This window comes from Microbacterium sp. GCS4, assembly GCF_001262495.1.
In the GTDB taxonomy this organism is placed as follows: domain Bacteria; phylum Actinomycetota; class Actinomycetes; order Actinomycetales; family Microbacteriaceae; genus Microbacterium.
Genome location: NZ_LGYE01000002.1, coordinates 389,484 through 411,767, shown reverse-complemented (window position 1 = coordinate 411,767; position 22,284 = coordinate 389,484). Strand labels below are relative to the sequence as shown.

At 70.9% G+C, this 22,284-nt stretch carries 21 protein-coding genes; 8 read left to right on the top strand and 13 right to left on the bottom strand.

The genetic code is table 11. The features are described 5' to 3' along the window. Nucleotides 1–99: 99 nt before the first annotated feature. Nucleotides 100–810 (bottom strand): MBL fold metallo-hydrolase, encoded by a 711-nt coding sequence (locus AKH00_RS09185; RefSeq protein WP_050722416.1) that lies wholly within the window; start codon nt 808–810, stop codon nt 100–102. A gap of 64 nt (nt 811–874) precedes the next feature. Between AKH00_RS09185 and AKH00_RS09180 the strand changes: the two genes are divergently transcribed. Beyond that, the gene (locus tag AKH00_RS09180; RefSeq protein WP_235556731.1) at nt 875–1,438 is read left to right on the top strand and encodes a TetR/AcrR family transcriptional regulator; all 564 of its coding nucleotides are present in this window, start codon (nt 875–877) and stop codon (nt 1,436–1,438) included. Between the two features lie 9 nt (nt 1,439–1,447). Here AKH00_RS09180 and AKH00_RS09175 read toward each other — a convergent pair whose 3' ends face one another. Both AKH00_RS09175 and AKH00_RS09170 read right to left on the bottom strand, forming a co-directional pair. Beyond that, nucleotides 1,448–3,187, bottom strand: coding sequence for an ABC transporter ATP-binding protein (locus tag AKH00_RS09175; protein WP_050722415.1), 1,740 nt, complete (start codon nt 3,185–3,187; stop codon nt 1,448–1,450). Continuing rightward, entirely contained in the window at nt 3,184–4,776 is a 1,593-nt protein-coding gene (locus AKH00_RS09170) for an ABC transporter transmembrane domain-containing protein (protein ID WP_050722414.1), read from the bottom strand. Before AKH00_RS09170 ends, AKH00_RS09175 begins: the two co-directional genes overlap by 4 nt. A 371-nt stretch (nt 4,777–5,147) precedes the next feature. Here AKH00_RS09170 and AKH00_RS09165 point away from each other — a divergent pair, with 371 nt between their 5' ends. Next, nucleotides 5,148–6,227, top strand: a complete 1,080-nt coding sequence (locus tag AKH00_RS09165) for an alpha/beta hydrolase (protein ID WP_235556730.1) — start codon at nt 5,148–5,150, stop codon at nt 6,225–6,227. Nucleotides 6,228–6,268: 41 nt separating this feature from the next. On the opposite strand, the gene AKH00_RS09160 is transcribed toward AKH00_RS09165, so the two are convergent. From AKH00_RS09160 to AKH00_RS09150, 3 genes are all read right to left on the bottom strand, one after another. Beyond that, complete coding sequence (locus AKH00_RS09160; protein ID WP_050722413.1) at nt 6,269–6,952, bottom strand: SGNH/GDSL hydrolase family protein; 684 nt, start codon at nt 6,950–6,952, stop codon at nt 6,269–6,271. Nucleotides 6,953–7,026: 74 nt separating this feature from the next. Further along, complete coding sequence (locus tag AKH00_RS09155; protein WP_050722412.1) at nt 7,027–8,400, bottom strand: pyridoxal phosphate-dependent decarboxylase family protein; 1,374 nt, start codon at nt 8,398–8,400, stop codon at nt 7,027–7,029. A 10-nt stretch (nt 8,401–8,410) separates the two neighbouring features. Continuing rightward, nucleotides 8,411–9,055: a TetR/AcrR family transcriptional regulator gene (locus AKH00_RS09150; protein ID WP_050722411.1), complete on the bottom strand. Its 645-nt coding sequence runs from the start codon at nt 9,053–9,055 to the stop codon at nt 8,411–8,413. An 80-nt stretch (nt 9,056–9,135) separates the two neighbouring features. Between AKH00_RS09150 and AKH00_RS09145 the strand changes: the two genes are divergently transcribed. Together AKH00_RS09145 and AKH00_RS09140 are read left to right on the top strand one after the other, a co-directional pair. After that, on the top strand, nt 9,136–10,173 hold the full coding sequence (locus AKH00_RS09145) for an agmatine deiminase family protein (RefSeq protein ID WP_050722410.1): 1,038 nt from the start codon (nt 9,136–9,138) through the stop codon (nt 10,171–10,173). Between the two features lie 120 nt (nt 10,174–10,293). After that, nucleotides 10,294–12,000 (top strand): amidase, encoded by a 1,707-nt coding sequence (locus AKH00_RS09140; protein WP_050722409.1) that lies wholly within the window; start codon nt 10,294–10,296, stop codon nt 11,998–12,000. A gap of 112 nt (nt 12,001–12,112) precedes the next feature. Here the strand turns inward: AKH00_RS09140 and AKH00_RS09135 are convergent, their stop codons facing one another. Beyond that, the gene (locus AKH00_RS09135; protein ID WP_050722408.1) at nt 12,113–13,618 is read right to left on the bottom strand and encodes a glutamate-cysteine ligase family protein; all 1,506 of its coding nucleotides are present in this window, start codon (nt 13,616–13,618) and stop codon (nt 12,113–12,115) included. A 74-nt stretch (nt 13,619–13,692) separates the two neighbouring features. Here AKH00_RS09135 and AKH00_RS09130 point away from each other — a divergent pair, with 74 nt between their 5' ends. Continuing rightward, complete coding sequence (locus AKH00_RS09130; protein ID WP_152926146.1) at nt 13,693–13,926, top strand: hypothetical protein; 234 nt, start codon at nt 13,693–13,695, stop codon at nt 13,924–13,926. After that, entirely contained in the window at nt 13,923–14,177 is a 255-nt protein-coding gene (locus tag AKH00_RS09125) for a hypothetical protein (protein ID WP_050722406.1), read from the top strand. The genes AKH00_RS09130 and AKH00_RS09125 overlap by 4 nt, the downstream gene beginning before the upstream one ends. Nucleotides 14,178–14,575: 398 nt before the next feature. Here the strand turns inward: AKH00_RS09125 and AKH00_RS09115 are convergent, their stop codons facing one another. The 6 genes from AKH00_RS09115 to AKH00_RS09090 all read right to left on the bottom strand — a co-directional run bounded on the left by AKH00_RS09115 (nt 14,576) and on the right by AKH00_RS09090 (nt 20,214). Next, on the bottom strand, nt 14,576–15,583 hold the full coding sequence (locus AKH00_RS09115; RefSeq protein ID WP_082297531.1) for a BadF/BadG/BcrA/BcrD ATPase family protein: 1,008 nt from the start codon (nt 15,581–15,583) through the stop codon (nt 14,576–14,578). Next, a complete protein-coding gene (locus tag AKH00_RS09110) occupies nt 15,580–16,284 on the bottom strand; it encodes an N-acetylmannosamine-6-phosphate 2-epimerase (protein ID WP_082297530.1) in 705 nt (234 codons plus the stop codon). Before AKH00_RS09110 ends, AKH00_RS09115 begins: the two co-directional genes overlap by 4 nt. Further along, nucleotides 16,281–16,985, bottom strand: coding sequence for a GntR family transcriptional regulator (locus AKH00_RS09105; protein ID WP_050722403.1), 705 nt, complete (start codon nt 16,983–16,985; stop codon nt 16,281–16,283). The genes AKH00_RS09110 and AKH00_RS09105 overlap by 4 nt, the downstream gene beginning before the upstream one ends. Before the next feature lie 26 nt (nt 16,986–17,011). Beyond that, the gene (locus AKH00_RS09100; protein WP_050722402.1) at nt 17,012–17,902 is read right to left on the bottom strand and encodes a carbohydrate ABC transporter permease; all 891 of its coding nucleotides are present in this window, start codon (nt 17,900–17,902) and stop codon (nt 17,012–17,014) included. Continuing rightward, the gene (locus AKH00_RS09095; RefSeq protein WP_050722401.1) at nt 17,899–18,810 is read right to left on the bottom strand and encodes a carbohydrate ABC transporter permease; all 912 of its coding nucleotides are present in this window, start codon (nt 18,808–18,810) and stop codon (nt 17,899–17,901) included. The genes AKH00_RS09100 and AKH00_RS09095 overlap by 4 nt, the downstream gene beginning before the upstream one ends. Nucleotides 18,811–18,879: 69 nt before the next feature. Beyond that, the gene (locus AKH00_RS09090; RefSeq protein WP_082297528.1) at nt 18,880–20,214 is read right to left on the bottom strand and encodes an extracellular solute-binding protein; all 1,335 of its coding nucleotides are present in this window, start codon (nt 20,212–20,214) and stop codon (nt 18,880–18,882) included. Between the two features lie 171 nt (nt 20,215–20,385). Between AKH00_RS09090 and AKH00_RS09085 the strand changes: the two genes are divergently transcribed. Both AKH00_RS09085 and AKH00_RS09080 read left to right on the top strand, forming a co-directional pair. Continuing rightward, nucleotides 20,386–21,237, top strand: coding sequence for a tryptophan 2,3-dioxygenase (locus AKH00_RS09085; RefSeq protein WP_050722399.1), 852 nt, complete (start codon nt 20,386–20,388; stop codon nt 21,235–21,237). Beyond that, on the top strand, nt 21,237–22,283 hold the full coding sequence (locus tag AKH00_RS09080) for an amidohydrolase family protein (RefSeq protein ID WP_050722398.1): 1,047 nt from the start codon (nt 21,237–21,239) through the stop codon (nt 22,281–22,283). Before AKH00_RS09085 ends, AKH00_RS09080 begins: the two co-directional genes overlap by 1 nt. The last annotated feature ends 1 nt before the right edge of the window (nt 22,284 follow it).

The window sequence follows — 22,284 nt, the reverse complement described above, 5'->3', positions numbered from 1 at the left end:
GGGCACGATCCGCTGACGGATCTGCCCGATCCATCCGCGAATCGGGACGACGTCCGCAGATCGGGACGTCGTGGGCAGATCGGGAGGTGTGAACCCGCCTCAGCCGGCGGCGCGCACGGCCTGGACGATGTCGGCGGGTGTGCCGTGCCACGGCGCGCCGTGGCCGGGCAGGACCCAGGATGCCGGGACGGCGGCGAGCCGGTCTAGGGAGTCGAGCGCGCGCTCGGGCTCGTCGGTGAACGGCGCCGGCTGCGCGCCCTCGCGCCCCGTCAGGACGTGCCGCGTGGTGAGGGCGTCGCCCACGAAGACGGCGTCGACCGCCGGTACGTGGATCGCGACGCTGCCCGGCGAATGCCCCGGCATCCCGATGATCACGGGCGCGCCTGGCAGGTCGAGCACGTCGCCCTCGGCGACCTCGACGACCTCGGCGACGTGTCTCGTGCGCAGCGCGTTCTTGCGGATGCCGTAGGCGAGGAACCCGAGCATCGGGGCGAGATGCGAGGGCCCCATCGGCGTCTTCGGCTTCTCGCCGGTGCGGACGCGGTGCGCGTCGGCGGCGTGGATGAACACCGGCACCCCGGCCTCGGTGCGCAGCCGCTCCGCGAAGCCGATGTGGTCGCTGTCGCCGTGGGTGAGGACGACCCCGCGGATGTCGGAGAGGGGCCGGCCGATCTCCGCGAGTTCGCGCTGCAAGTCGTGCCAGTGCCCCGGCATCCCGGCGTCGATCAGCGTGGTCCCCTCGGGCAGGTCGATCAGGTACGAGGCGACGATGTCGTTTCCGAGGCGGTGCAGATGGGGTGCGAGCTTCATGACGGATCCCTTCGGTTGCGAAGGCTACGATACGTAGCTATCATGGCTATTGTCAATAGCCATCGTGACCCGCACCGACGCGACCCGACACCTGGAGAACCGGATGCCGACACCCGACCGCACCTCGCTCCCCGCCATCGTCGCGGCCGGCCGCGCGATCCTCGAAGAGCACGGCCCCGCCGGCGTCACGATGCAGGCCGTCGCAGCGCGCGTCGGCGTCCGCGCCCCCTCGCTGTACAAACGCGTGCGCGACCGCGAGGCGCTGCTCGTCGCGGTGACCCAGGCCGTGGCCGACGAACTCACCGAACGCCTCGAGCGCACCGACGGCGGGCTCGCCGAGATCGCCGTCGCCTATCGCGGCTTCGCGCACGACCAGCCCGAGGGGTTCCGCCTCCTGTTCACCTCGTCGGCACCGCCCGAGGCCCTCCGGGAGACGGCCCGCCCGGTGCTCCGTGCCTGCGAGGGTCTGGTCGGCCCCGACGACGCCCTCGACGCGGCGCGCCTGTTCACCGCGTGGGCGACCGGTTTCCTGCAGATGGAGCTCAGCGGCGCGTTCCGTCTCGGCGGCGACGTCGACGAGGCCTTCGACTACGCGACGAGCCGCATCATCCGGGCCCTCACGCCCTGAGCGGGGAGTTCACCACCGGGACCATGCCGCCCACAGCTCGGCGTAGGGCCCGTCATCCGCGACGAGCTCCTCGTGCGTCCCGGACTGCACGACTCGTCCGTCCTGCATCACCAGGATGCGGTCGGCGACGACCGCCTGACTCAGCCGATGCGCGATCACGATGCCGGTGCGTCCATCGATCGCCCCCAGCGAAGCGCCGTCGAGCAGTTCCGAATCGGCCGACCCCGCCTCGGCCGTGGCCTCGTCGAGGATGACCACGGATGCCGCCGACAGGGCGACCCGCACGAGCGCGAGGTGCTGCGCCTGACCGGGGGTCAGCGGATGTCCCGCCTCCCCGATCACGGTGTCGAGGCCCTCGGGCAGCCGGAGGATCCAGTCGGCGCCGAGACGGTCGATCGCGGCGCGCATCCGTTCCTCGTCGCCGTCGCCGAACAGGGCGAGGTCGTCGCGGACCGTCCCCGCGAACACGTGCGGCTCCTGGCTCAGCATCGCGACCGCATCGCGGAGGTCGTGCGGATGCCAGTCCTCGATGCCCCGGTCGTCGTGGCGCACCGTGCCCTCCCCCACGGGCAACGCGCCGGCGAGCACCCGGGCGAGCGTCGTCTTGCCCGCACCGCTCGCTCCGACGATCGCGATCGTGTCGCCGGGAGCGGCAGAGAGCGAGACCCCGTCGAGGTCGCGCCGATCCGGCGAGTGGCTGAACGACAGCCCGTCGACCTCGATCGCACCGTGGTGCTTCGCCGATGCGACATCGGCCGGACGCTCGCGCGGCGTCGGGAGTCCGATCACCCCGAACAGGCGCGCGAGGCTGGCTCCGGCATCCTGCAGCTCGTCGATCCGGTACAGCAGGGTTCCCATCGGCCCGAACAGCCCGAGGAAGTACAGGGCGGCCGCGGTCGCCGCGCCGAGCTCGACGTGACCGCCCGTGACGAGCAGGTACCCGACCACCAGCACCGCCGAGAGGCCGACGAGCTCCGCGCCGTTGAGGAACACGTTGAAGTCGTTGCGCACCTTCGTGGCCCGCACCTCGAGCGCGATCGCCTGCTCGCTGGACTCGGCGATGCGGTCGAGATGCAGGTCCTCCGCGCGCAGGGCGCGGACCGTGTCGACGCCGCGCACCGCCTCGATCGTGCGCTGACCGCGCTCGGCGACCACGACCCGGTGCTCGCGGTACACCGGGGCGGAGCGGCGCAGGAACCAGCGCAGCGAGAAGTACTGGATCGGAGCCGCGGCGAGCGCCGCGAGGGCGAAGCGCCAATCCAGCAGTCCGAGGCCGAGGAGGCTGAGCACGATGCCGAACAGGGCCGTGAGGAAGGCGGGCAGCGCCTCCTCGACGACCTCGCCGACCGCGCGGACGTCACCGGACAGCCGCGCGACGAGATCGCCCGTGCCGGCCGCCTCGATGCGCGCCGTCGGCTGGGCGAGCGCGGTGCCGAACGCGGCCTCGCGCACCTCGCGGATCGTCCCCTGGCCGAGGCGCGCGAGCAGCACCCGGCCGACCCAGGTGAGCGCGGCGCCCGCCGCGAGCGACCCGGCGAGCGCGAGGCCGAAGGGCAGGAGCGCTCCGCCGTCGGCCACGATGTCGTCGACCATGAGGCCGATGACCCACGGAGCGACGAGCGCGGCACCGACACCCGCGCACAGCGCGAGCATCGAGGCGAGCACCAGGCCCCGGCGGTGGCCGAGCGCGGTCAGCAGCCCCCGGGCGGTGTCGCGACGGGTCGCGATCGGGAGCTTCTCGTCGCTCATGCGCGCGCCTCCCGCAGATCGTGCACCCGGTGACAGGAGGACAGCAGCGAAGCGCGGTCGGTGAGCAGGACGATTGTGCGCCCCTCGCTCGCGAGTCCCGCCGCGACCTGCGCCTCGGTGATCGGGTCGATCGCCGTCGTGGGCTCGTGCAGCACGAGAAGCGGCTGCGGCTGGTGCAGCGCACGGGCGAGCAGGAGGCGCTGACGCTGACCGCCGGACAGGCGCAGACCGCGTTCGCCGACCCTCTCATCGAGCCCCTCGGGCAGCCGGCGCAGCACCTCGTCGAACGCGGACGCCGCGAGATGGGCGGCGTGGATGCGCGGCGCGATGTTCTCGGCCGCCGTGCCGCTGAACACGGCGGCATCGTGCGGCGGCGCGAAGACGGCCGCGCGCAGGGCCGCGTCGCCGAGCTTCGCGGCATCCGTCCCGTGGATCACGAGTTCGCCGGGTTCGGCAGGACGAAGCCCCCCGAACAAGCGGGAGAGGTCGACGACGAGCTCGGGATCGGCGCGGATGCCGGTGACCTGACCGGCCGCGAGCTCGATCTCCCGGCCGGCGACGCGCAGGCGAGCGACGATCCCGTTCTCGGGCGCGATCACGGCGAGCGTCGCGGCGGATGACCCGACGCCGTCCGCGACCGCGCCCGTCTCGGCCGAGAACTCCGCGATGCGCCGCGCCGAGCCGTGCTTCGAGGCGATCGCGGCCGGCAGGTAGCCGAGCGACTGCAGGGGCCCGCGGATCGTCTGCGCGAGGCCCATCGCCGTGACGAAGCCGCCGACCGTGATGGCGCCGTCGAGTGCGAGCCATCCGCCGAGCATCGCGATGCCGGTGAACGCGAGTCCGCTCACCAGGAGGTTCAGCGCCGTGAGGCCGGCGGCGGCCTTCTCGGCACGATAGGCGGCCTCGGCCGCGATCGCGCTCTCGGCGACGTAGCGCTCGGTGGCGCGGGATGCTCCGCCCAGCGCCCCCAGCACGCGCAGCCCCGTCGCGAAGTCGGTGCTCACGGCATCGAGGCGCGCCGCCCGCTTCTGCGCCTCATAGCCGCGGCGCCGCAACCCGCCGCTGACGAGATGCACGAGGAACGCCTGCACGAGCGTGCCGATCACGACGGCGATCGCGAGCGGCCACGCGATCACGAGCAGCGTCACACAGGCGACGAGCACCGCGGTCGCGGCGGCCGCCTGTTCGGCGATGACCCAGAAGAACCCGGCGGTCTGCCCGGCATCCGAGGAGGAGATCGTCAGGACCTCGCCCGCAGGGCGGCGGGTGCGCCGGTGCAGCGCGAGCCCGAGCACCCCCTGCCGCAGCGCGTGCTCGCCGCGCGCGTAGACGACGGTGCCGGAGCGGTCGCCGAGCTGCCAGGCACAGATCAGCACCGCGAACACGGCGACGAGGAAGGCGAGCGCCCAACCGAGCGCGACCGGGTCACCCGGGCCGATCGCCCGATCGATCACCACGCCGACCGCGACGGGCACCATGACCTCGGCCAGCTGATGTCCGCAGAAACCCACGACCGACAGAATGGCCCGGACACGGCATCCCCGACCCCAGACACCCTCGGCGAAGACCTCACCGACGGTGGTGGTCATGTCGGATCCGCGTCAGAACGGCGGCGCGCGGGCGCAGGAGTGCAGAGGGACATCGGGGCTCCGGAGAGACGGGGGTGGTGCGGCGCGGATCGGCGCGGAGGCGAGTGCCTCCTCTCACGATAGGCGACACCGATGTCGCGGAACGGCCGTCTCGTGCGCCGTCGACGCCGAACCGTGGGTTCACCCCTGGCGGTTCAGCCGCCGCGGTGCCTCCGTCCTGTCCCCTGGCGTCCCGATTCGCGGACCTTGTCCCGATCGACCGAAGGATCCCGGCGACTCACCCGCGGATCGGGACGGGCTCCGCAGATCGGGGCGTCATCCGCGCACGCCGAACCGGAATACTGGCACACTGAGCGCGGAGAGGGGTTTCCATGACCACGAGCGCGCCCGCGGAGCAGTCCGCGACGATGACCGACGACCAGCGTCCCCGGCCGATCCGCCGCGAGCGTCGCTGGCGCCGGACGAAGATCGCACTCCTCATGGTGGCCGTCGTGGCCGTGATCATCGGAATCGTCACGTCGCTGTCGCCCTGGCCGTCGGCGATCCTCATCCGGGCTGTGTTCGAGAAGGGCGGCGCCGAGACCGCGGCCGAGATGCAGAAGCACGTGCCCGACGTCGAGCTCACCGAGCACCTCGACATGGCATACGGCGATGCCGGCGCCGACACGACCATGGACGTCTTCGCCCCGGCATCCGCGTCCGGTCCCCTGCCGACCGTGGTGTGGATCCATGGCGGCGCGTGGATCTCGGGCGAGAAGGAGAACGTCGCCCCGTACCTGCGCATCCTCGCAGCCGAGGGCTACACGACCATCGGCGTGAACTACACGATCGGCCCCGAAGGCGTGTACCCGCTCGCCGTGACGCAGCTGAACGAGGCGCTGGCGTACATCGACGAGCACGCCGCCGACCTCGGGGTCGACCCGCAGCAGATCGTCCTAGCCGGAGACTCCGCCGGCGGGCAGCTCGCGAGCCAGATGGCGACCCTCGTCACGAATCCGGACTATGCCGACATCCTCGGTGTCGAGCCCTCGATCGAGGCATCGCAGCTCGTCGCCACGATCCTCAACTGCGGGGTGTACGACCTCGCCGCGCTCGCGCGCCTCGACGGTGTGGCCGGATGGGGCTTCAAGTCGGCGATGTGGGCGTACTCGGGGACCAAGACCTGGGCGGAGGACTCGACCGGCGCCACCATGTCGACCATCGACTGGGTCACCGCCGACTTCCCCACGACGTACATCTCCGGCGGCAACGGCGACGGCCTCACGTGGCTGCAGTCGATCCCGATGGCGCAGCGGCTGGACGAGCTCGGCGTCGACGTCACGACGCTGTTCTGGCCCGCGCCGCACGAGCCGTCGCTGCCCCACGAGTATCAGTTCCACCTCGACATGCCCGACGCGCAGACCGCCCTGGAGCGGACTCTCGACTTCCTCGACGCGCACACGACGCGCTGAGAGGAGCTGACGGTTTCGCCGCGCAGTGCATCGGGACTCCCCTAGAGCGGCGGGTCCAGCTCCTTCAGCGCGGCATCCATCCGCTCTGCCATCTGCGCGTACCCCTCGTCGGACGGATGCAGTCCATCCGCCGCCATCCAGCTGTCCTCCGACCCGGCATAGTGCTCGTCGAGCCAGTGACTCGCTCCCGGGATCCAGTCGGCGCCGATCGTCGACGCGGCGTCCTGGACCCACCCGCTGATGATCTCGACGGAGTCGGGGCGGTCCTCGGTGTACCAGAACGGCTCGACCACGACGAAGCGCGCGTCGGGGAGTGCGTCGTGCAGCCGGGTGAAGTCCTCGACGATGGCCTCACGGATGCGGTCGGCCCGGTGGGCGTAGCTGAAGTTGTCGTTGAGTCCCATCGTGATGACGACGATGTCGGGATCCTCCGCGATGATCAGCGCGGGCAGGTCGTCCTCGCCGAAGGAGCGCCGCTGGTTCACGAACCCGAGCCCGTTCACGCTGGGGTTGAACTCTCGCCATCCCCGCGACGCGCTGATGACGGTCGACCAGCGATTTGCTTCGTCGCTCGCTCCGGTTCCGAGCGTGTACGAGTCCCCGTAGAAGGCGGCCACCGGCCCGTCGCCCGGAGCGGGCGACGCGTCCGGGGCGGGCGACGGACTGCACGCCGTCAGGCCCAGGGCGAGGGCGATCACGGAGGCGAGAGATCGGCGGCGGCGCATGCTGGTCGTTCGTCGCGGAGGCGGGACCGGATGGGGGCGTGCGCGTCAGATCCGTGGATCAGCGCGACCCGCCCTCACTTCATGGTGTCGAGGATGCCGGTGAGCTCCTCGAACGTGGTGAGCGGGTTGAGGATCGCGAAGCGGGTGTTCGGCCGCCCGCGGTGCGAGCTCGGCACCACGAACGCGCGCTGCGAGTCGAGCAGCTCGTCGGACCAGCGGTCGTAGTCGGCGCGCTCCCATCCCTCGCGCTCGAACACGACGACCGAGAGCTGCGGGTCGCGCACGAGCCGCAGCTCGGGGCGTGCGGCGATCTCGGCCGCGATGCGCTGCGTCAGCGCCAGCGTCGCGCTGACGGCGTCGCGATACGCCTCCACTCCGTAAGTCGCGAGAGAGAACCACAGGGGCAGGCCCCGGGGACGACGCGTGAGCTGGATCGAGTAGTCGGACGGGCTGTAGTCCCCGGCATCCGTGAGCGTGTCGAGGTACTCGGCGTGCTGCGTGTGCGCGCGACGCCCGGCCTCGGGGTCGCGATAGATCAGCGCGCAGCAGTCAAAGGGCGCGAACAGCCACTTGTGCGGGTCGACGATCACCGAGTCGGCACGCTCCACACCCGAGAACACCGGGCGGGCCTCGGGCGCGAGCATCGCGGTGAGACCGTAGGCGCCGTCGATGTGCAGCCAGAAGTCGAAGTCGTCCTTGAGCGCCGCGATGCCTCGGATGTCGTCCACGATGCCGAAGTTCGTCGATCCGCCGGTCGCCACCACGGCGCAGATCTCGTCGCCGTGCTCCTCGAGCGCCGCGCGCACGGCATCCGCCCGCAGCACTCCGTCATCGCCCGCGGGTACGAGCAGCACGTCGGCGTCCATCACCTTCGCGGCCGACTTGTTCGAGGAGTGCGCCTCGACGCTGCACAGGATCTTCCAGCGCGCGGGCGGCTCGACGCCGCGCTCGGCGAGGCGTGCCTTCGCGGACTCGCGCGCGGCCACGAGAGCCGACAGGTTGCCGATCGTGCCGCCCTGCACGAAGACGCCGCCGGCCGAGTCGGGCAGCCCGAACTCGGAGGCGAGGAACGACAGCACCTCGTTCTCGGCGTGCACCGCGCCCGCGCCCTCGAGCCAGCTGCCGCCGTAGAGCCCGGAGGCCGAGACGACCAGGTCGAACGCGATCGACGCGATCGTCGGCGCCGTGGGGATGAACGACAGGTAGGACGGGTGGCTGGTCGTGAGGCACGCCGGCGCGAGGATGTGCTCGAACACGCTGAGGGCGCGCTGCGCTCCGAGTCCCCGGTCGGTGATCGTCGTGCCGACGAGGCGGTTCAGCTCGGCCGGCGTCTGCGGCTTGTCGAGCGGGACGTCTGCGGCCAGCATCCGTCGTCGCGAGTAGTCGAGCACGGCGTCGACGATCGCGGTGGACTCCGGTGATGCCGCGTGCATGCGGTCTGCTGCCATGAGCGGTTTCCTAACTCTCGGCCGCGGCGACGGCGAGCGGGTTGTCGTCGGCCGGCGCGTCGAGCACGGCGGCCAGGGTTCGGCGGGCAAGAGCCGCGCGATCGTGCGGCGCCCACCCCACGAGGGAGTGCGCGCTCATGCCGTCGACCATCGCGAGCAGCATCCACGCGGATGAGGCGGGGTCGACCCGCAGGCGCGGATCTTCGACGACGGCGCGCGCGATGAGGTCCTCCAGGGCGCTCTGCCATCCGTCCATCTCGGAGCGCACGCGGGCGGCGAGAGTCTCGTTGCGCACGCCGAGCGCCCAGGACTGCGCCCACACCATCGCGACGTCGTCGCGCGCATCGTCGAGCAGCGTCTCGATGAGCCGCAGCAGGTTGGTGCGCAGGTCGAGTGCGGGGTCGTAGGAGGCGATGACCTCGTCGCGCTCGGCCGACACGATCGACGTGAAGACCTCGGCGACGAAGGAGTCCATGACGGGTCGGTAGTGCGCGACGAGCGCGGGCGTGACCCCCACGCGAGCGGCGATGGCGCGCACGGTCAACGCCTCGAGGCCGCTCTCGGAGGCGAGGCCGATGGCGCCGTGGACGATCGACCGCTCCCGCTCCTCCGGGGGAAGCCGTCGCGGTGCCGCGGGTCTTGACGTGCTGGTCATCACGGGCTACCGTAGCACTCGTTGATCGCATGTTCAATAGCGTCGCTGCGGAGCCGCAGAGACAGCGAGGAGACGAGCACATGGCCTGGCACATGCCCGCCGAGATCGCGCCGCACGAGCGCACCTGGATGGCGTTCCCCGCCGAAGGGGTGACGCTCGGCGAGAGCGCCTCGGAACGCGAGGAGGGCTACACGACCTGGACGGCGGTCGCGCACGCCGTCGCCGAGTTCGAGCCCGTCACGATGCTCGTCGACCCGTCCGAGATCGATCGTGCGCGACGGATGCTGGGCGGCGGCGTCGAGATCGTCGAGGCCCCGGTCGACGAATTCTGGATGCGCGACTCCGGCCCCACGTTCGTGGTCGACGACGAGCGACCCGGGGTGCTGGGCGCGGTCGACTGGATCTTCAACGGGTGGGGCGCCCCCGCGTGGGCGCAGTGGCGCAAGGCGGCCGAGCATGCCCGCATCATCGCCGGCGCGGTCGGCGCCGAGCTCGTCAGCTCGACGCTCGTGAACGAGGGCGGCGGCATCCACGTCGACGGTGAAGGCACCGTACTGCTCACCGAGACCGTGCAGCTCGACCCGCGACGCAACCCCTACGCCGACCGACAGCGCGTCGAGGCTGAGATGGCGAGGACGATCGGGGCGACGAAGGCCGTATGGCTGCCGCGCGGCCTCACCCGCGACTACGACGAGTTCGGCACGAACGGGCACGTCGACATCGTCGCGACGCTCACCTCCCCCGGGCGTCTGCTGCTGCACGCGCAGCACGACCCGGATCACCCCGACCACGAGGTCACCCGCGCGCTGCGCGCACACCTGTCGGAGCAGACGGATGCCGCGGGTCGGCGCTTCGAGATCACCGACCTGCCGGCCCCCGCGACGCTGCGCGACGACGAGGGCTTCGTGGACTGGAGCTACGTCAACCACCTCGTGACCAACGACGGCGTCGTGGCGTGCGGCTTCGGAGACGAGAAGGCGGATGCCGCGGCGCGCGGGATCCTGTCGGACGCCTACCCCGGGCGCCGCGTCGTCACGGTCGACGCCCGTCCCCTGTTCGACCGCGGCGGCGGCATCCACTGCATCACTCAGCAGCAGCCCCGCGTCTCTGGTCGTTGAGCGAGCGCAGCCCCGCTCGTTGAGCGAGCGCAGCCCCGGTCGTTGAGCGAGCGCAGCCCCGGTCGTTGAGCGAGCGCAGCGAGACGAAACGCCCCACCCCACCTCGAGGAGCCAGCCCCGATGAACGTCCACGAAGCATCCATCGCCGACCTCCGCCATGCGCTCGAGACGGGCGCGGCGACATCCGTCGATCTCGTCGACGCGTACCTGGCTCGCATCGCGGCCTATGACGCCCCCGGCACCGCGACCGCGCTCAACGCGGTGGTCGTCGCGAACCCCGAGGCACGCGCCGAGGCCGAGGCGTCCGACGCACGGAGGGCGCGCGGCGAGACCCGAGGGCCGCTCGACGGCATCCCGTACACCGCGAAGGACAGCTACCTCGTGCGCGGCCTCACCGCGGCATCCGGCAGTCCGGCCTTCGCCGAGCTCATCGCGCAGCGCGACGCCTTCACGATCGAGCGCCTTCGCGCGGGCGGGGCGATCTGCCTGGGCCTGACGAACATGCCGCCCATGGCGAACGGCGGTATGCAGCGCGGCGTCTACGGCCGCGCCGAGAGTCCGTACAACGGCGAGTTCCTCACGGCTCCGTTCGCCTCGGGCTCCTCGAACGGGTCGGGCACCGCGACGGCGGCGAGCTTCGCGGCGTTCGGGCTCGGCGAGGAGACCTGGTCGAGCGGCCGAGGCCCCGCCACGAACAACGCCCTGTGCGCCTACACGCCCTCGCGCGGCGTGATCTCCACGCGCGGCAACTGGCCCCTCGTGCCGACCATGGACGTCGTGGTGCCGCACGCCCGCACCATGGCCGACCTGCTCGAGGTGCTCGACGTGATCGTCGCCAACGACGCCGAGACCCGTGGCGACTTCTGGCGCGCGCAGCCCTGGGTCGAGATCCCCGCACCGTCGTCGGTGCGGCCGGAGTCGTATCGCGCGCTCGCGGATGCCGCGACGCTCGACGGCGCTCGCATCGGCATCCCGCGCATGTACATCAATGCCGACCCGGATGCCGGAACCGCCGCCGCCCCCGGCATCGGCGGCCCCACGGGGCAGCGCATCGACACCCGCGCCTCGGTGATCGCGCGCTGGGACGCAGCCCGCCGCGACCTGGAGGACGCCGGCGCGACCGTCATCGAGGTCGACTTCCCCGTGGTGTCGAACTACGAGGGCGATCGCCCCGGCGCCCCGACCGTCGCGACCCGAGGGCTCGTGTCACCGGGATACCTTCACCGCGAGATCGTCGACCTGTCGGCGTGGGGCTGGGAGGACTTCCTGCAGGCGAACGGCGACCCGCACCTGTCGACGCTCGCCGACGTCGACGGTGCGACGATCTTCCCGCACCCGGAGGGGGCGCTGCCGGACCGCTACACCGGCTTCGACGACGACATCGCCGAGTACCCCGACTGGGTGCGCGCGAACCCGGGCGTCGGCATCACCGACATGCCGGAGCTGCCCGCGGGCCTGCGCGGACTCGAGGAGACCCGCCGCGTCGACCTGGAAGGGTGGATGGACGCCCTCGGCCTCGACGCCGTGGTGTTCCCCGCGGTCGCCGACGTGGGCCCGGCCGACATGGACGTGAACGAGGCGTCGGCCGACCTCGGCTGGCGCAATGGCACCTGGATCGCCAACGGCAACCTCACGGTGCGCCACCTCGGCATCCCGACCGTGACCGTGCCGATGGGGCTCATGGCCGACATCGGGATGCCGATCGGCCTGACCTTCGCAGGACGCGCCTACGACGACACGAGGCTGCTGCGACTCGCGGCCGCATTCGAGGCGACCGGCGACCCCGGCGAGCGCCGCACTCCCCCGCCGCGCACCCCCGCACTGTAGAAGGTCGCGCGTTTCGTCTCGTCGCTGCGCTCCTCGCTCAACGACCCCGAGGCCGCCCCCACTCCGGTCGTTGAGCGAGCGCAGCGAGACGAAACGCGGTATCCCGCCGAGGTCAGTGCGTCCAGGTGTGCACGGGCTCGCCGGCCTGCATCCGTTCGAGGTAGTCCCCGAGCATGCCGTGCAGCGCGTCGGACCGTGACGCGCCGGAGCGCTCGCGAGCCGCCACGTTCTCCCGCTGCCAGACGGCGCCGTTGCGACCGGTGACGCACCGCTGCTCGATGATGCCGAGATAGCGATCGCGAACCTCGGGTGCGACGCCGAACGCGTCCAGCCCCTCGGCCGCCGCCGGGAGCAGCCGTCGCAGCACGAGCTCTCGCGCGCCGATCCAGCCGACCTCCGGCCAGTACAGCCGCGAGTCGATGCCACCTCGCGCCGCCGCCTGCAGATTCTCGGCGGCGGCGTCGAAGGTCATCTGCGTCCAGATCGGACGGTCGGCCTCGGCCATGCTGCGCACGAGTCCGTAGTAGAACGCAGCATCCGCCATCACGTCGACGACGCTCGGCCCGCCCGGCAGCACCCGGTTCTCGAGGCGCAGGTGGGCGGTCCCGTCGCCGGCGTCGTAGATCGGACGGTTCCAGCGGTACACCGTGCCGTTGTGCATCCGCAGCTCGGAGAGCTCGGGCGCACGCCCCTCGTCGAGCGCCTCGAAGGGGTCCTCGTCCGAGCACACCGGCAGCAGGGCGGAGAAGTACCGCGAGTTCTCCTCGAAGAGGTCGAAGATCGACGTGACCCAGCGCTCGCCGAACCACACACGCGGTCGGACGCCCTGGTTCTTGAGCTCTTGCGGACGGATATCGGTGGCCTGCTCGAACATCGGGATCCGGGTCTCGTGCCACAGCGCCTTGCCCGCGAAGAACGGGGAGTTCGCGGCGAGCGCCACCTGCGGGCCCGCGATCGCCTGGGCCGCGTTCCAGTACGAGGCGAAGGACTCGGGGGCGACCTGGAGGTGCAGCTGCACCGAGGTGCAGGCCGCCTCGGGCAGGATCGTGTCGCAGACCATCGCGAGTCGGTCGCCGGGGCGATCGTCGCTCAGGGGGACCCCGTCGATCTGCAGCTCGATGTCCTCTCCGCGGGCCGCGAGGATCTGCTGCCCGAGAAGGCTGTAGCGAGGGTCGGCCGAGAACCAGCGCTCGGTGAAGTGCGTCTCGTCGAGCGTCGGGAGCATCCCGATCATCGCCAGGCCGCTGCCGGTCGACCGCGCCCGCTGGTCGGCGACGTCGAGCGCGCCGCGCAGCACGTCCTCGAGCTCCCGGAGATGATCGTCGCCGATCGGCCGCGGCGCCACGTTGACCTCGACGTTGAAGCGGGCGAGCTCGGTCTGGAACGCCGGCGATGCGATCGCGTCGAGCACGGCCTCGTTGCTGCGGGCCGGCGCGCCCTGCTCATCGACCAGATTCAGCTCGATCTCCATGCCGAGCTGCGACTCCGGAGCGTCCACGGGAGCGAACCGCCCGTCCGCCAGCATGGACGCCAGGGCGTCGAGGCACCGCTCGGTCTTCGCGCGGAACTGCGTACGGTCCTGGCGCGTGAACGTCCGCGCCTCGATGCTGTCACCCATGAGTTCGACGGTATCCACCCGGGCGGGTGCTCGTCGAGAATCGGCGCCCCCTTGACACGGACTACGCTGAGCGCGTGGACAACGGCTCCCTCCTGGCCGCCCTCTTCGGGCTTCCGTTCGGGGCGGGCATCGTCCTGGCGGGCCTGCTGATCATCCTGATCGTCCCGATCGGCGTCCACGTCGTGATCCGCATCGTGATCGACGCGATCGTCGAGCACCGCGAGGGCCCGGGGCGTCGGGAACTCGCCTACCAGCGCAGATACGAGCGCGATCGACGGGCGCTCGACGAGGCGGGGGCACCCCGGTGATCGCGCTTTTCTCCCTTCCGCTGTACATCGCGTTCTGGCTGCTCATGCTCATCCTGCTTCTCATGGCCGCGGCGATCGTGGTCTGGATCGTGGTGGCTGTGATCCTGGCGGTCGTCGAGACGAGTAGAACGGATCGCGAGCGTCCCGGAGGAGAGCCTTCCGCGGCGAGTGATCCGCTCTCCGTCTTTCGCGAGAGCGCCGTCTCGGCTCTCCGGGTCATCGAACACACGCCGAAGGGCGACACGCGATGAGCCGCGCCACGCTGACCGCATGGACATGGGCGAGGGGTTCTTCGTCGGGCTCCTGCTGCTCCCCTTCGGCTTCGGGCTCTTCCTCGGTGGGATCGCACTTCTGCACGGACTCTCCGCCGGAGGCGAGTCACTGATGCGTTTCCTTTACCGCCGCGTGCGCGACAGGAGTCGTCGACGACGAGAGCGCGCATACGTCAGGAAGCATCAGCGCGACCTGGATCGCTTAGTATGACCGGTCGCTGCCGAAGCGAGTTCGTGCGGACGTCACCGCGTTTCGTCTCGTCGCTGCGCTCCTCGCTCAACGACCCGCGAGGCCCGGTCGTTGAGCGAGCGGAGCGAGACGAAACGCGAGGCCCGGTCGTTGAGCGAGCGGAGCGAGACGAAACGCGGTTCGCGACCTACGGCTCCACCGCGCGGACCATCGCGCCGAACCGCGCCGTATCGATGTCGAGCAGCCGCGCGACGCCGTCGAGCGGCATCCCCTCCGGTGCGACCCGTGTCGCGCCCGGCAGCGCCGAAGCCAGTACCGGATCCCACCCCGGCCGCAGCAGGTCGTCGGCGGCACCGAGGCGTCCGAGGAGCACCCACGGCACGGCCCCATCGAGTCCGGAGCGGACGGCTCCGGCGACCACGACACCGGCGATATGCGCCCCGGCCTCCCGCCAGATGCTCGTCGCGACGGGATCCCCCGCGCGCGCGACCTCGGCGACGTCCTTCGCGAACGAGGCGACGAGCGCCACGGGACTCTCATCGGCGGCGACCACTCCGGGAAACCCCGCGACCGGGCCGAACCGGGACTCCAGCCGTTCGAGCAGCGCGGGCGATGCCTGCGGGCGACCGTCGGAGGCGCTGATCGCCGCGATGAGCCCACGTCGCCCGATCCACCAGCCGGCGCCCTCGTCGCCGATCATCCCGCCGACCCCGTCGACCCGGGCGGCGCCTGCCGGTCCCAGACCGAGACCGACCATGCCCGTCCCCGCCGCGACCACGACGCCATCCACCTCACCCCGCGCGCCGAGGTACGCGGTCACCGCATCGTCCGCGACGACGGTCCGCCGCACGCCGTGGTCACGGTGCAGCTCCCGTGCGATGCCGTCGATCGGCGGCACTCGTCCGTGCACCCCGGTGCTCCCCACCGCGACCGCAGCGACGTGCGACACCTCGAGGCGTTGCGTCGACTCCCGGACGAGCGCGGGGATCGCGCTGAGCAGGTCGGCGCCGTACACGAAGCCGCGCGTCTCGATCTCGCGGGCGGCTCCGCGCGCGGCCTCCCCGGCCACCTCCCCGGCCACCTCGCGGGCATCCCCTCGCGCGTCGCCCGCCGCCAGAACGCGGATGCGGGCCTGCGTCTGCCCGATGTCGATCGCCAGACCGACCGCGCCCGCCTCCCCCGCCGTCCGCATCATGCCTCGGTGATCGCGTCGACGAACCACGAGGTGATCGAGGAGGGATGCGTGATCGCGGTACCGACGACGACCGAGTACGCCCCGGCGTCCAGCGCCGCCCTCGCCTCGGTCGGAGTGCGGATGCGTCCCTCGGCGAAGACGGGAACCGTGAGTCGCGACGCGAGGATCTCGACCAGCTCGAGATCCGGCCCGTCGGAGACCGGGCGCTCCCCTGTGTACCCCGAGAGGGTCGTCCCGACGATGTCGGCGCCGGCGTCCTCGGCGGCGAGCGCGTCGTCGACGCTGCCGGTGTCGGCCATCACCAGAAGTCCCGTCGCGGCCTTGAGGCGAGCGATCGTCTCGGCGAGCGTCAGCCCGTCGGGTCGCGGACGGCGCGTGCCGTCGATCGCGACGACGTCGGCCCCGGCCTCGGCGACCGCGAGCGCATGGTCGAGCGTGGGCGTGATGAAGACGCCCTCGTTCCCGACCTTCCACAGCCCGATCTGCGGCACGTCCACGACCTGGGCGATCGCGCGGATGTCGTCGAGACCCTGGGAGCGGATGCCGACCGCGCCGCCGGTCACGGCGGACTGCGCGATGCGCGCCATCGACTCCGGGTGTCGCAACGGCTCCCCCGGGTACGCCTGGCACGACACGACGAGCCCGCCGCGCAAGGCGCGGAAGCGCGCCGGCAGTGAGACGTCCACGTGCGCGGAGGTCACTTGTCGTCCCTCGTGACCGCGAGCTGGAAGGTGTAGCGGTCGCCGCGGTATATCGTGCGGGCGAACTCGACCAGCTGACCGCGCCGCGAGGAGCTGACGCGCGTGACCGCGAGCGCCGCGTCGCCGGGCGCCACCTCGAGCAGCTCGCCCTCCTGCTCGGTGAGCGTGATGGCCTTGATCTCCTGCTCGGCGCGGTAGACGTCGTGCCCGGCTCCCCGGAGCTGCTCGTACAGCGAGGCGCCGAGGTTCAACGACTCGATCGCGAGCACGGCCAGCGGCACGTACACGTCCTCGATCGCGATGGGCACGTCGTCGGCGAGACGCAGACGGCGGATGTGCGTGGTCGCCGCTTTCGCCGGGAGGCCCAGCGCGGCCGCGACGGCATCCGGAGCATCCACCCTGGCGAGCTCGAGCACCCGCGACGACGGCACGGAGCCCCGACTGATCATGTCCTCGGTGAAGGAGGTGAGCTTCGGGGTCTTCGAGAAGATGTCGGCGGAGCCGACGTACGTGCCCGAACCGTGCACGTTGTACACGCGCCCTTCGTCGACGAGGGTCGCGATCGCCTTGCGCACCGTCATCCGGCTCACGCCGTGGATCGCCATGAGCTCGCGCTCGGAGGCGAGCGCATCATGCGGCGACATCGACTGCGCGATCGACTCCCGGATGCTGGCTGCGACCTCTTCGTACTTGTGCGGCATGGTCCGTCCCTCCTGAACTGCCCGTTTCATCCCTTGACCGCACCCGAGGACAGCCCACTCACAAGGTATCGCTGGGCGAAGACCGCGAAGAGCAGCGGCGGCAGGGTCGACAGCACGGAGGCCGCCGAGATGTCGCCCCAGCGGATGCCGGTGCTGGTGATGAAGTTCGCCGCACCCAGCGTGACCGGTGTGGCGTTCGAGGTCGACAGCACCAGCGCGAACAGGTAGTCGTTCCAGCTGAAGATGAACACGAGCACCGCGACCGCGACGACGGTCGGGGCGAGGAGCGGCATGACGATCGATCCGAGGGTGCGGTAGATGCTCGCGCCGTCGACGGCCGCCGCCTCCTCGATCTCCTGGGGGATGTCGCCGATCGCGGACGACAGCAGGATGATCGCGAGCGGCAGGTTGAGGAAGGCGTTCGCGGCGATGAGTCCCTGGATGGTGTCCTGGAGCCCCAGCGAGGAGAACAGCAGGAAGAACGGCACGACGAAGAAGATCGCGGGCAGCAGTCGCAGACCCGAGGCACTGCTGATGATCCACCGGCCGCCGAAGCCGAGCCGCACGATCGCGTACGTGGCGGGGATCGCGATCACCAGCACGACCAGGACCGTGCCGACCGCGATCATGGCGGAGTTCAGGAAGAAGCGCGGGAAGTCGTATCCCGACGCGTAGAGGACGTTCGCGTAGTGGTCGAGCGTGGGCGAGGCGGGCAGCGCGAGCGGGTTCTTCGCGATCTCGCCGTCGGGTTTGAAGCTCACCAGCGCCGCGTTCAGCAGCGGCACGTTCACGATCAGGGCCACGACGGCGGCGAGCAGCGTGAACAGCCAGCGGCGGCCGGACGTCGTGGGGCGGGGGTCGGATGCCGCGGAGCGTGCGCGGCCCTTCGCGGGGCGGACGAGCGTCTCGGTGGTCATCGCTTCCCCTCCATTCCGGTCGAGGTGATGCGTCGCACGATGAACGGCACGAACGGGAGCAGGCAGACGAGAACGACGAGGGCTGCCGCGGCGGCCTTGCCGAAGTCGCCCGCCTCGAAGGCCGTCTTGTAGATGTAGATGCTGAGCGTCGTGGTGGTGGTCCCGGGACCGCCCGCGGTGAGCACGTAGATCACGTCGAAGGTGCGGATCGCGTCGATCGCGCGGAGGAAGAACGCGGCGAAGAGCACCGGCTTCAGGACCGGCACGACGACCGAGAACAGCGAGCGGAAGTACCCGGCGCCGTCCATGGCGGAGGCCTCCAGCAGCTCCTTCGGCAGCGACTGCAGCCCCGCGTAGATGATGAGGAACGTGAACGGCGTCCACTGCAGCACGTCGAGCACGACGAGCAGCGGCACGACCGAGTCGGGCGAGAAGAGCGAGACGCTGAGACCGATGCTCTCGAGCAGCGTCGGGAGGGCCCCGATGTCGCCGTTCAGGAGCAGCCGGAACATGACGCCGAGCAGCGCCGGCGCGATCATGATCGGCAGGAGGAGCAGGGTGAAGAACAGCTTCTTGCCGGGGAACGCGCGGTTCATCAGCAGCGCGAGCGCGAAGCCGAGCACCATCTCGATCGCCACGACGATCGCCGAGAACCCGACCGTGAAGCCGGCCGCCTTGGCGAAGCCGTCGCTGCGGAACAGCGAGACGAAGTTGTCGATGCCGTTCAGCTCGTTCGACTGGTCGAGCAGGGTGCTGCTCTGGAACGCGGTGAGCGCTCCGGTGGCCAGCGGGTAGAGGACGAAGACCGCCGCGAAGAGGATCAGCGGCAGGCTGAGGACGGTCGCGGCGACGGTGCGCCGGCGGCGCTCCACGGCGATCGACCTCGCACGTTCGGCGGTATGGCTCATGACGTCAATTCGACCTTCCTCGGGTGGCGTGGTGTCCGGGGCGGGCGGCCGGCGCCCGCCCCGGAGTCTTCATCGGTCGAGCAGTTCCTGCAGGTTGGCGTTCGCGGTCTCGAGCGCCTCGTCGACGTCGGTCTGGCCGACCCAGGCGCCACTGAGGTCCTCGGCGAGCTTGCTGTACGCCTGGAACGTCTGCGGGAAGACCGGCTCGGAGAACCCGTACTCGGAGATGCTGTCCGAGACCTGCGCGAAGGCGGGGTTGAGGGATGCCTGCGCCTCGAGTACCTCGGGCATCGCGGGGATGCCGCCGGCCTCGGCGTACTGCGTCATCGCGTCGGTCGTAGCGAGGAACGACAGGAACTTCTTGGCCGCATCCTTGTTCTGGCTGTACTTGTTGAGCGAGACCGCGAGCGCGTGCACGTGCGTCTGACCGCCGGGGACCGGGGCGATGGCGATCTTGCCGGCGACGTCGGGCGACTGCTCCGGGTCGTTGAGCTGCGCGAAGGCCGCCGACCACTGGATCGCGAATGCCGTGTCACCGGACTGCAGAGCGGCCTGGGTCTCGGGGAACTCGGCCTGCGCACTGTCGGGCGAGGTCCAGCCGTTCTCGTAGATGTCGGCGTACAGCTGCACGGCCTTCTTGGCGGCGTCGCTCGTGAGGGCGGCCTTGCCGTCCTCCTCCCAGCTGCCGCCGTAGCCCCACAGCACGTCGTTCCAGATCATGGTGTTGTAGAGCAGGTTCTTGGCCTGGAGGATCGTGCCGTACTCCGTGGGCGACGCCGGGTTCGTGCTCTGCGAGAAGTACGCTGCGGCGACCTTGAAGTCGTCGAGGTCCCAGTCGGCCGGGTCCTTCGGAGCGCGCTTCTCGCCGAGCACGGTCTCGCTGATCTTCTCGTACTCGGCCTGCGCGGCGGGATCTGCGAGCAGGGCGTCGATGAGGTCCTTGCGGTAGAGCAGGAAGTGGTTGCTCACGTCGAGGGGCAGCGCGTACAGCTCGCCCTCGTAGGTGAGCCCCTCGGCCGCGACCGGGAAGTACGCGGAGGTGTCGATGTCGGTGAGCGGGTCGAGCGAGGGCGCGAACTGTCCGATGTTGTACGAGGCCGTGAAGTAGATGTCGACGTCGGAGGACTTCGACGCCATGAGCGCCGTCTCCTTCGAGAAGGTGTCCTGGCGCGACAGCAGGGTCAGCTCGACGTTCACGCCGTCATCCTTGCCCTGACCGGCGTTGTAGGCGTCGACGACCTCGGCCATCGCGTCGCCCTCCGGGCCGGGCCAGGCGACGAGCTTCACGGTGCCCTCGCCCGATCCGTCGGAGCCGCCGGAGCCGCTCGTGCCGGTCGAGCATCCTGCCAGCAGCGCCGCCGACACGACCAGGGCACCCAGGGTGAGTGTTCTCGTCCTTCGCATCTTTCCTCCAAGTGGTACGGTCCAGTGTTGCGTCGACTATGCCAGCGGTGCAGCGCAGATCCGGAAAACGTAACCTATTCGAAACAATTGGTACGGTCCAGTTGTCAGATTGACGCGTAAACCAGCATTTCACCACTGTGACGCCCGCCACGGAAGTGATATGTTCACTGCATGAGCACCGAGAACGAGCGCGCGCTCGAAGAGGGCATCGTCACCGACCTGACCGGCCGGATGACCTACGGGTCGTACCTGTCGCTCGACCAGCTGCTCACGGCGCAGCATCCGGTCAGCGTGCCCGAGCACCACGACGAGCTGCTGTTCATCATCCAGCACCAGACCACCGAGCTGTGGCTCAAGCAGCTGCTTCACGAGCTGTCGTCGGCACGCGAGCTGCTCGCCCGAGACGACCTGCGCGAGGCTCTCAAGCGCATCGCGCGCATCAAGCGCATCCAGGACGTCATCACCCAGCAGTGGTCGGTGCTCGCGACCCTGACCCCGACCGAGTACGCACAGTTCCGCGGCGCGCTCGGCAACTCCTCCGGCTTCCAGTCCGTGCAGTACCGCGCGGTGGAGTTCGCCCTCGGCAACAAGAACGAGAAGATGCTCGGCGTCTTCTCCGACCACCCCGCGAACCGCGCGCTGCTCGAGGCCGAGTGGGAGAAGCCGACCCTGTACGACGAGTTCCTGCGCTTCGCGGCCCGCCGCGGCCTGCCGGTGCCCGCCGAGATCCTCGACCGCGACGTGCGGCTGCCCTATCGCGAGACGCCCGCGCTCGTGCCGGCCATCCGCGCGATCTACCAGGATCCGGCCACTCACTGGGACCTCTATGAGGCCTGCGAGGACCTGGTCGACCTCGAGGACAACTTCCAGTTCTGGCGCTTCCGCCACCTCAAGACCGTGGCCCGAACGATCGGCATGAAGGTCGGCACGGGCGGGTCGAGCGGGGTCGGCTTCCTGCAGCGCGCGCTCGACCTCACGTTCTTCCCCGAGCTCTACACGGTGCGCACGGAGATCGGCGGCTGATGCGCACAGCGACGTTCTTCGACGGAGAGGGATGGCGCGAGGGCGTCGTCCTGATCGACGACGACGGTCGGATGCTGCTGCGCGACGAGCCCTCGGCATCCCGAATCCCGCGCCTCGACGGCGTCATCGTCGGCGGGTTCACCGATCACCACGTGCATCTGCAGCTCGTCGAGCACGAGCTGCTCGCGCAGTCGCGGCTCGGGCGGGTCGTCGACCTCGGCGGCGACCCCGGGGTCGTCGCGTCGTACGCAGATGCAGCGCGTTTCGTCTCGCTCCGCTCGCTCAACGACCGGGACGGCGAACTCCGGTCGCCCCGCGAGGAGCGTAGCGACGAGACGAAACGCGCCACCCGGATCGAGTACGCCGGGGCCTTCCTCACACCGGTCGGCGGCTACCCCTCCGACCGCGACTGGGCTCCTGCCGGGTCCGTCCGGGAGATCGTGAACGAGGCGTCGAGCACCTCCTCCGCAGCCGATGCCGTGGCCGAGATGGCGGATGCCGGGGCGTCGTGCATCAAGATCGCGAGCAACCGCACCGCGGGACCGGTGTTCGACGACATCGTGTTCCGCGCGATCGTCGAGGCGGCGAGCGCGCACGGCCTCCCCGTCGTCGCCCACGCCGAGGGCCGCGGCGAGGCGCAGCGCGTCGCCCGGCTCGGAGCCGCGACGCTCGCGCACGCGCCGTTCACGGAACGACTCGACGACGAGGAGATCGCCGAGCAGGCGGCATCCGTCACGTGGATCTCGACCCTCGCGATCCACGGCGGAGCGGACCTGCACGTGGCCCTCGACAACGTGCGCCGCTTCCACGCCGCCTGCGGACGGGTGCTCTACGGCACCGACATGGGCAACGGGCCGACACCCGTCGACCTGAACCCGCTCGAGCTCGCCGCACTCCGCGACGCGGGGCTGGACGGTCCTGCCCTGCGGGGCGCGCTCGCGCCCCGGGACCCCCGCGATCCGGCATCCGTCCTGCTGCTCCTGCCGCACCGCGACGCCGACCCGACCCACGCACGCCGCCTGACCGCGGCCGATCTGGAGGCCTGAC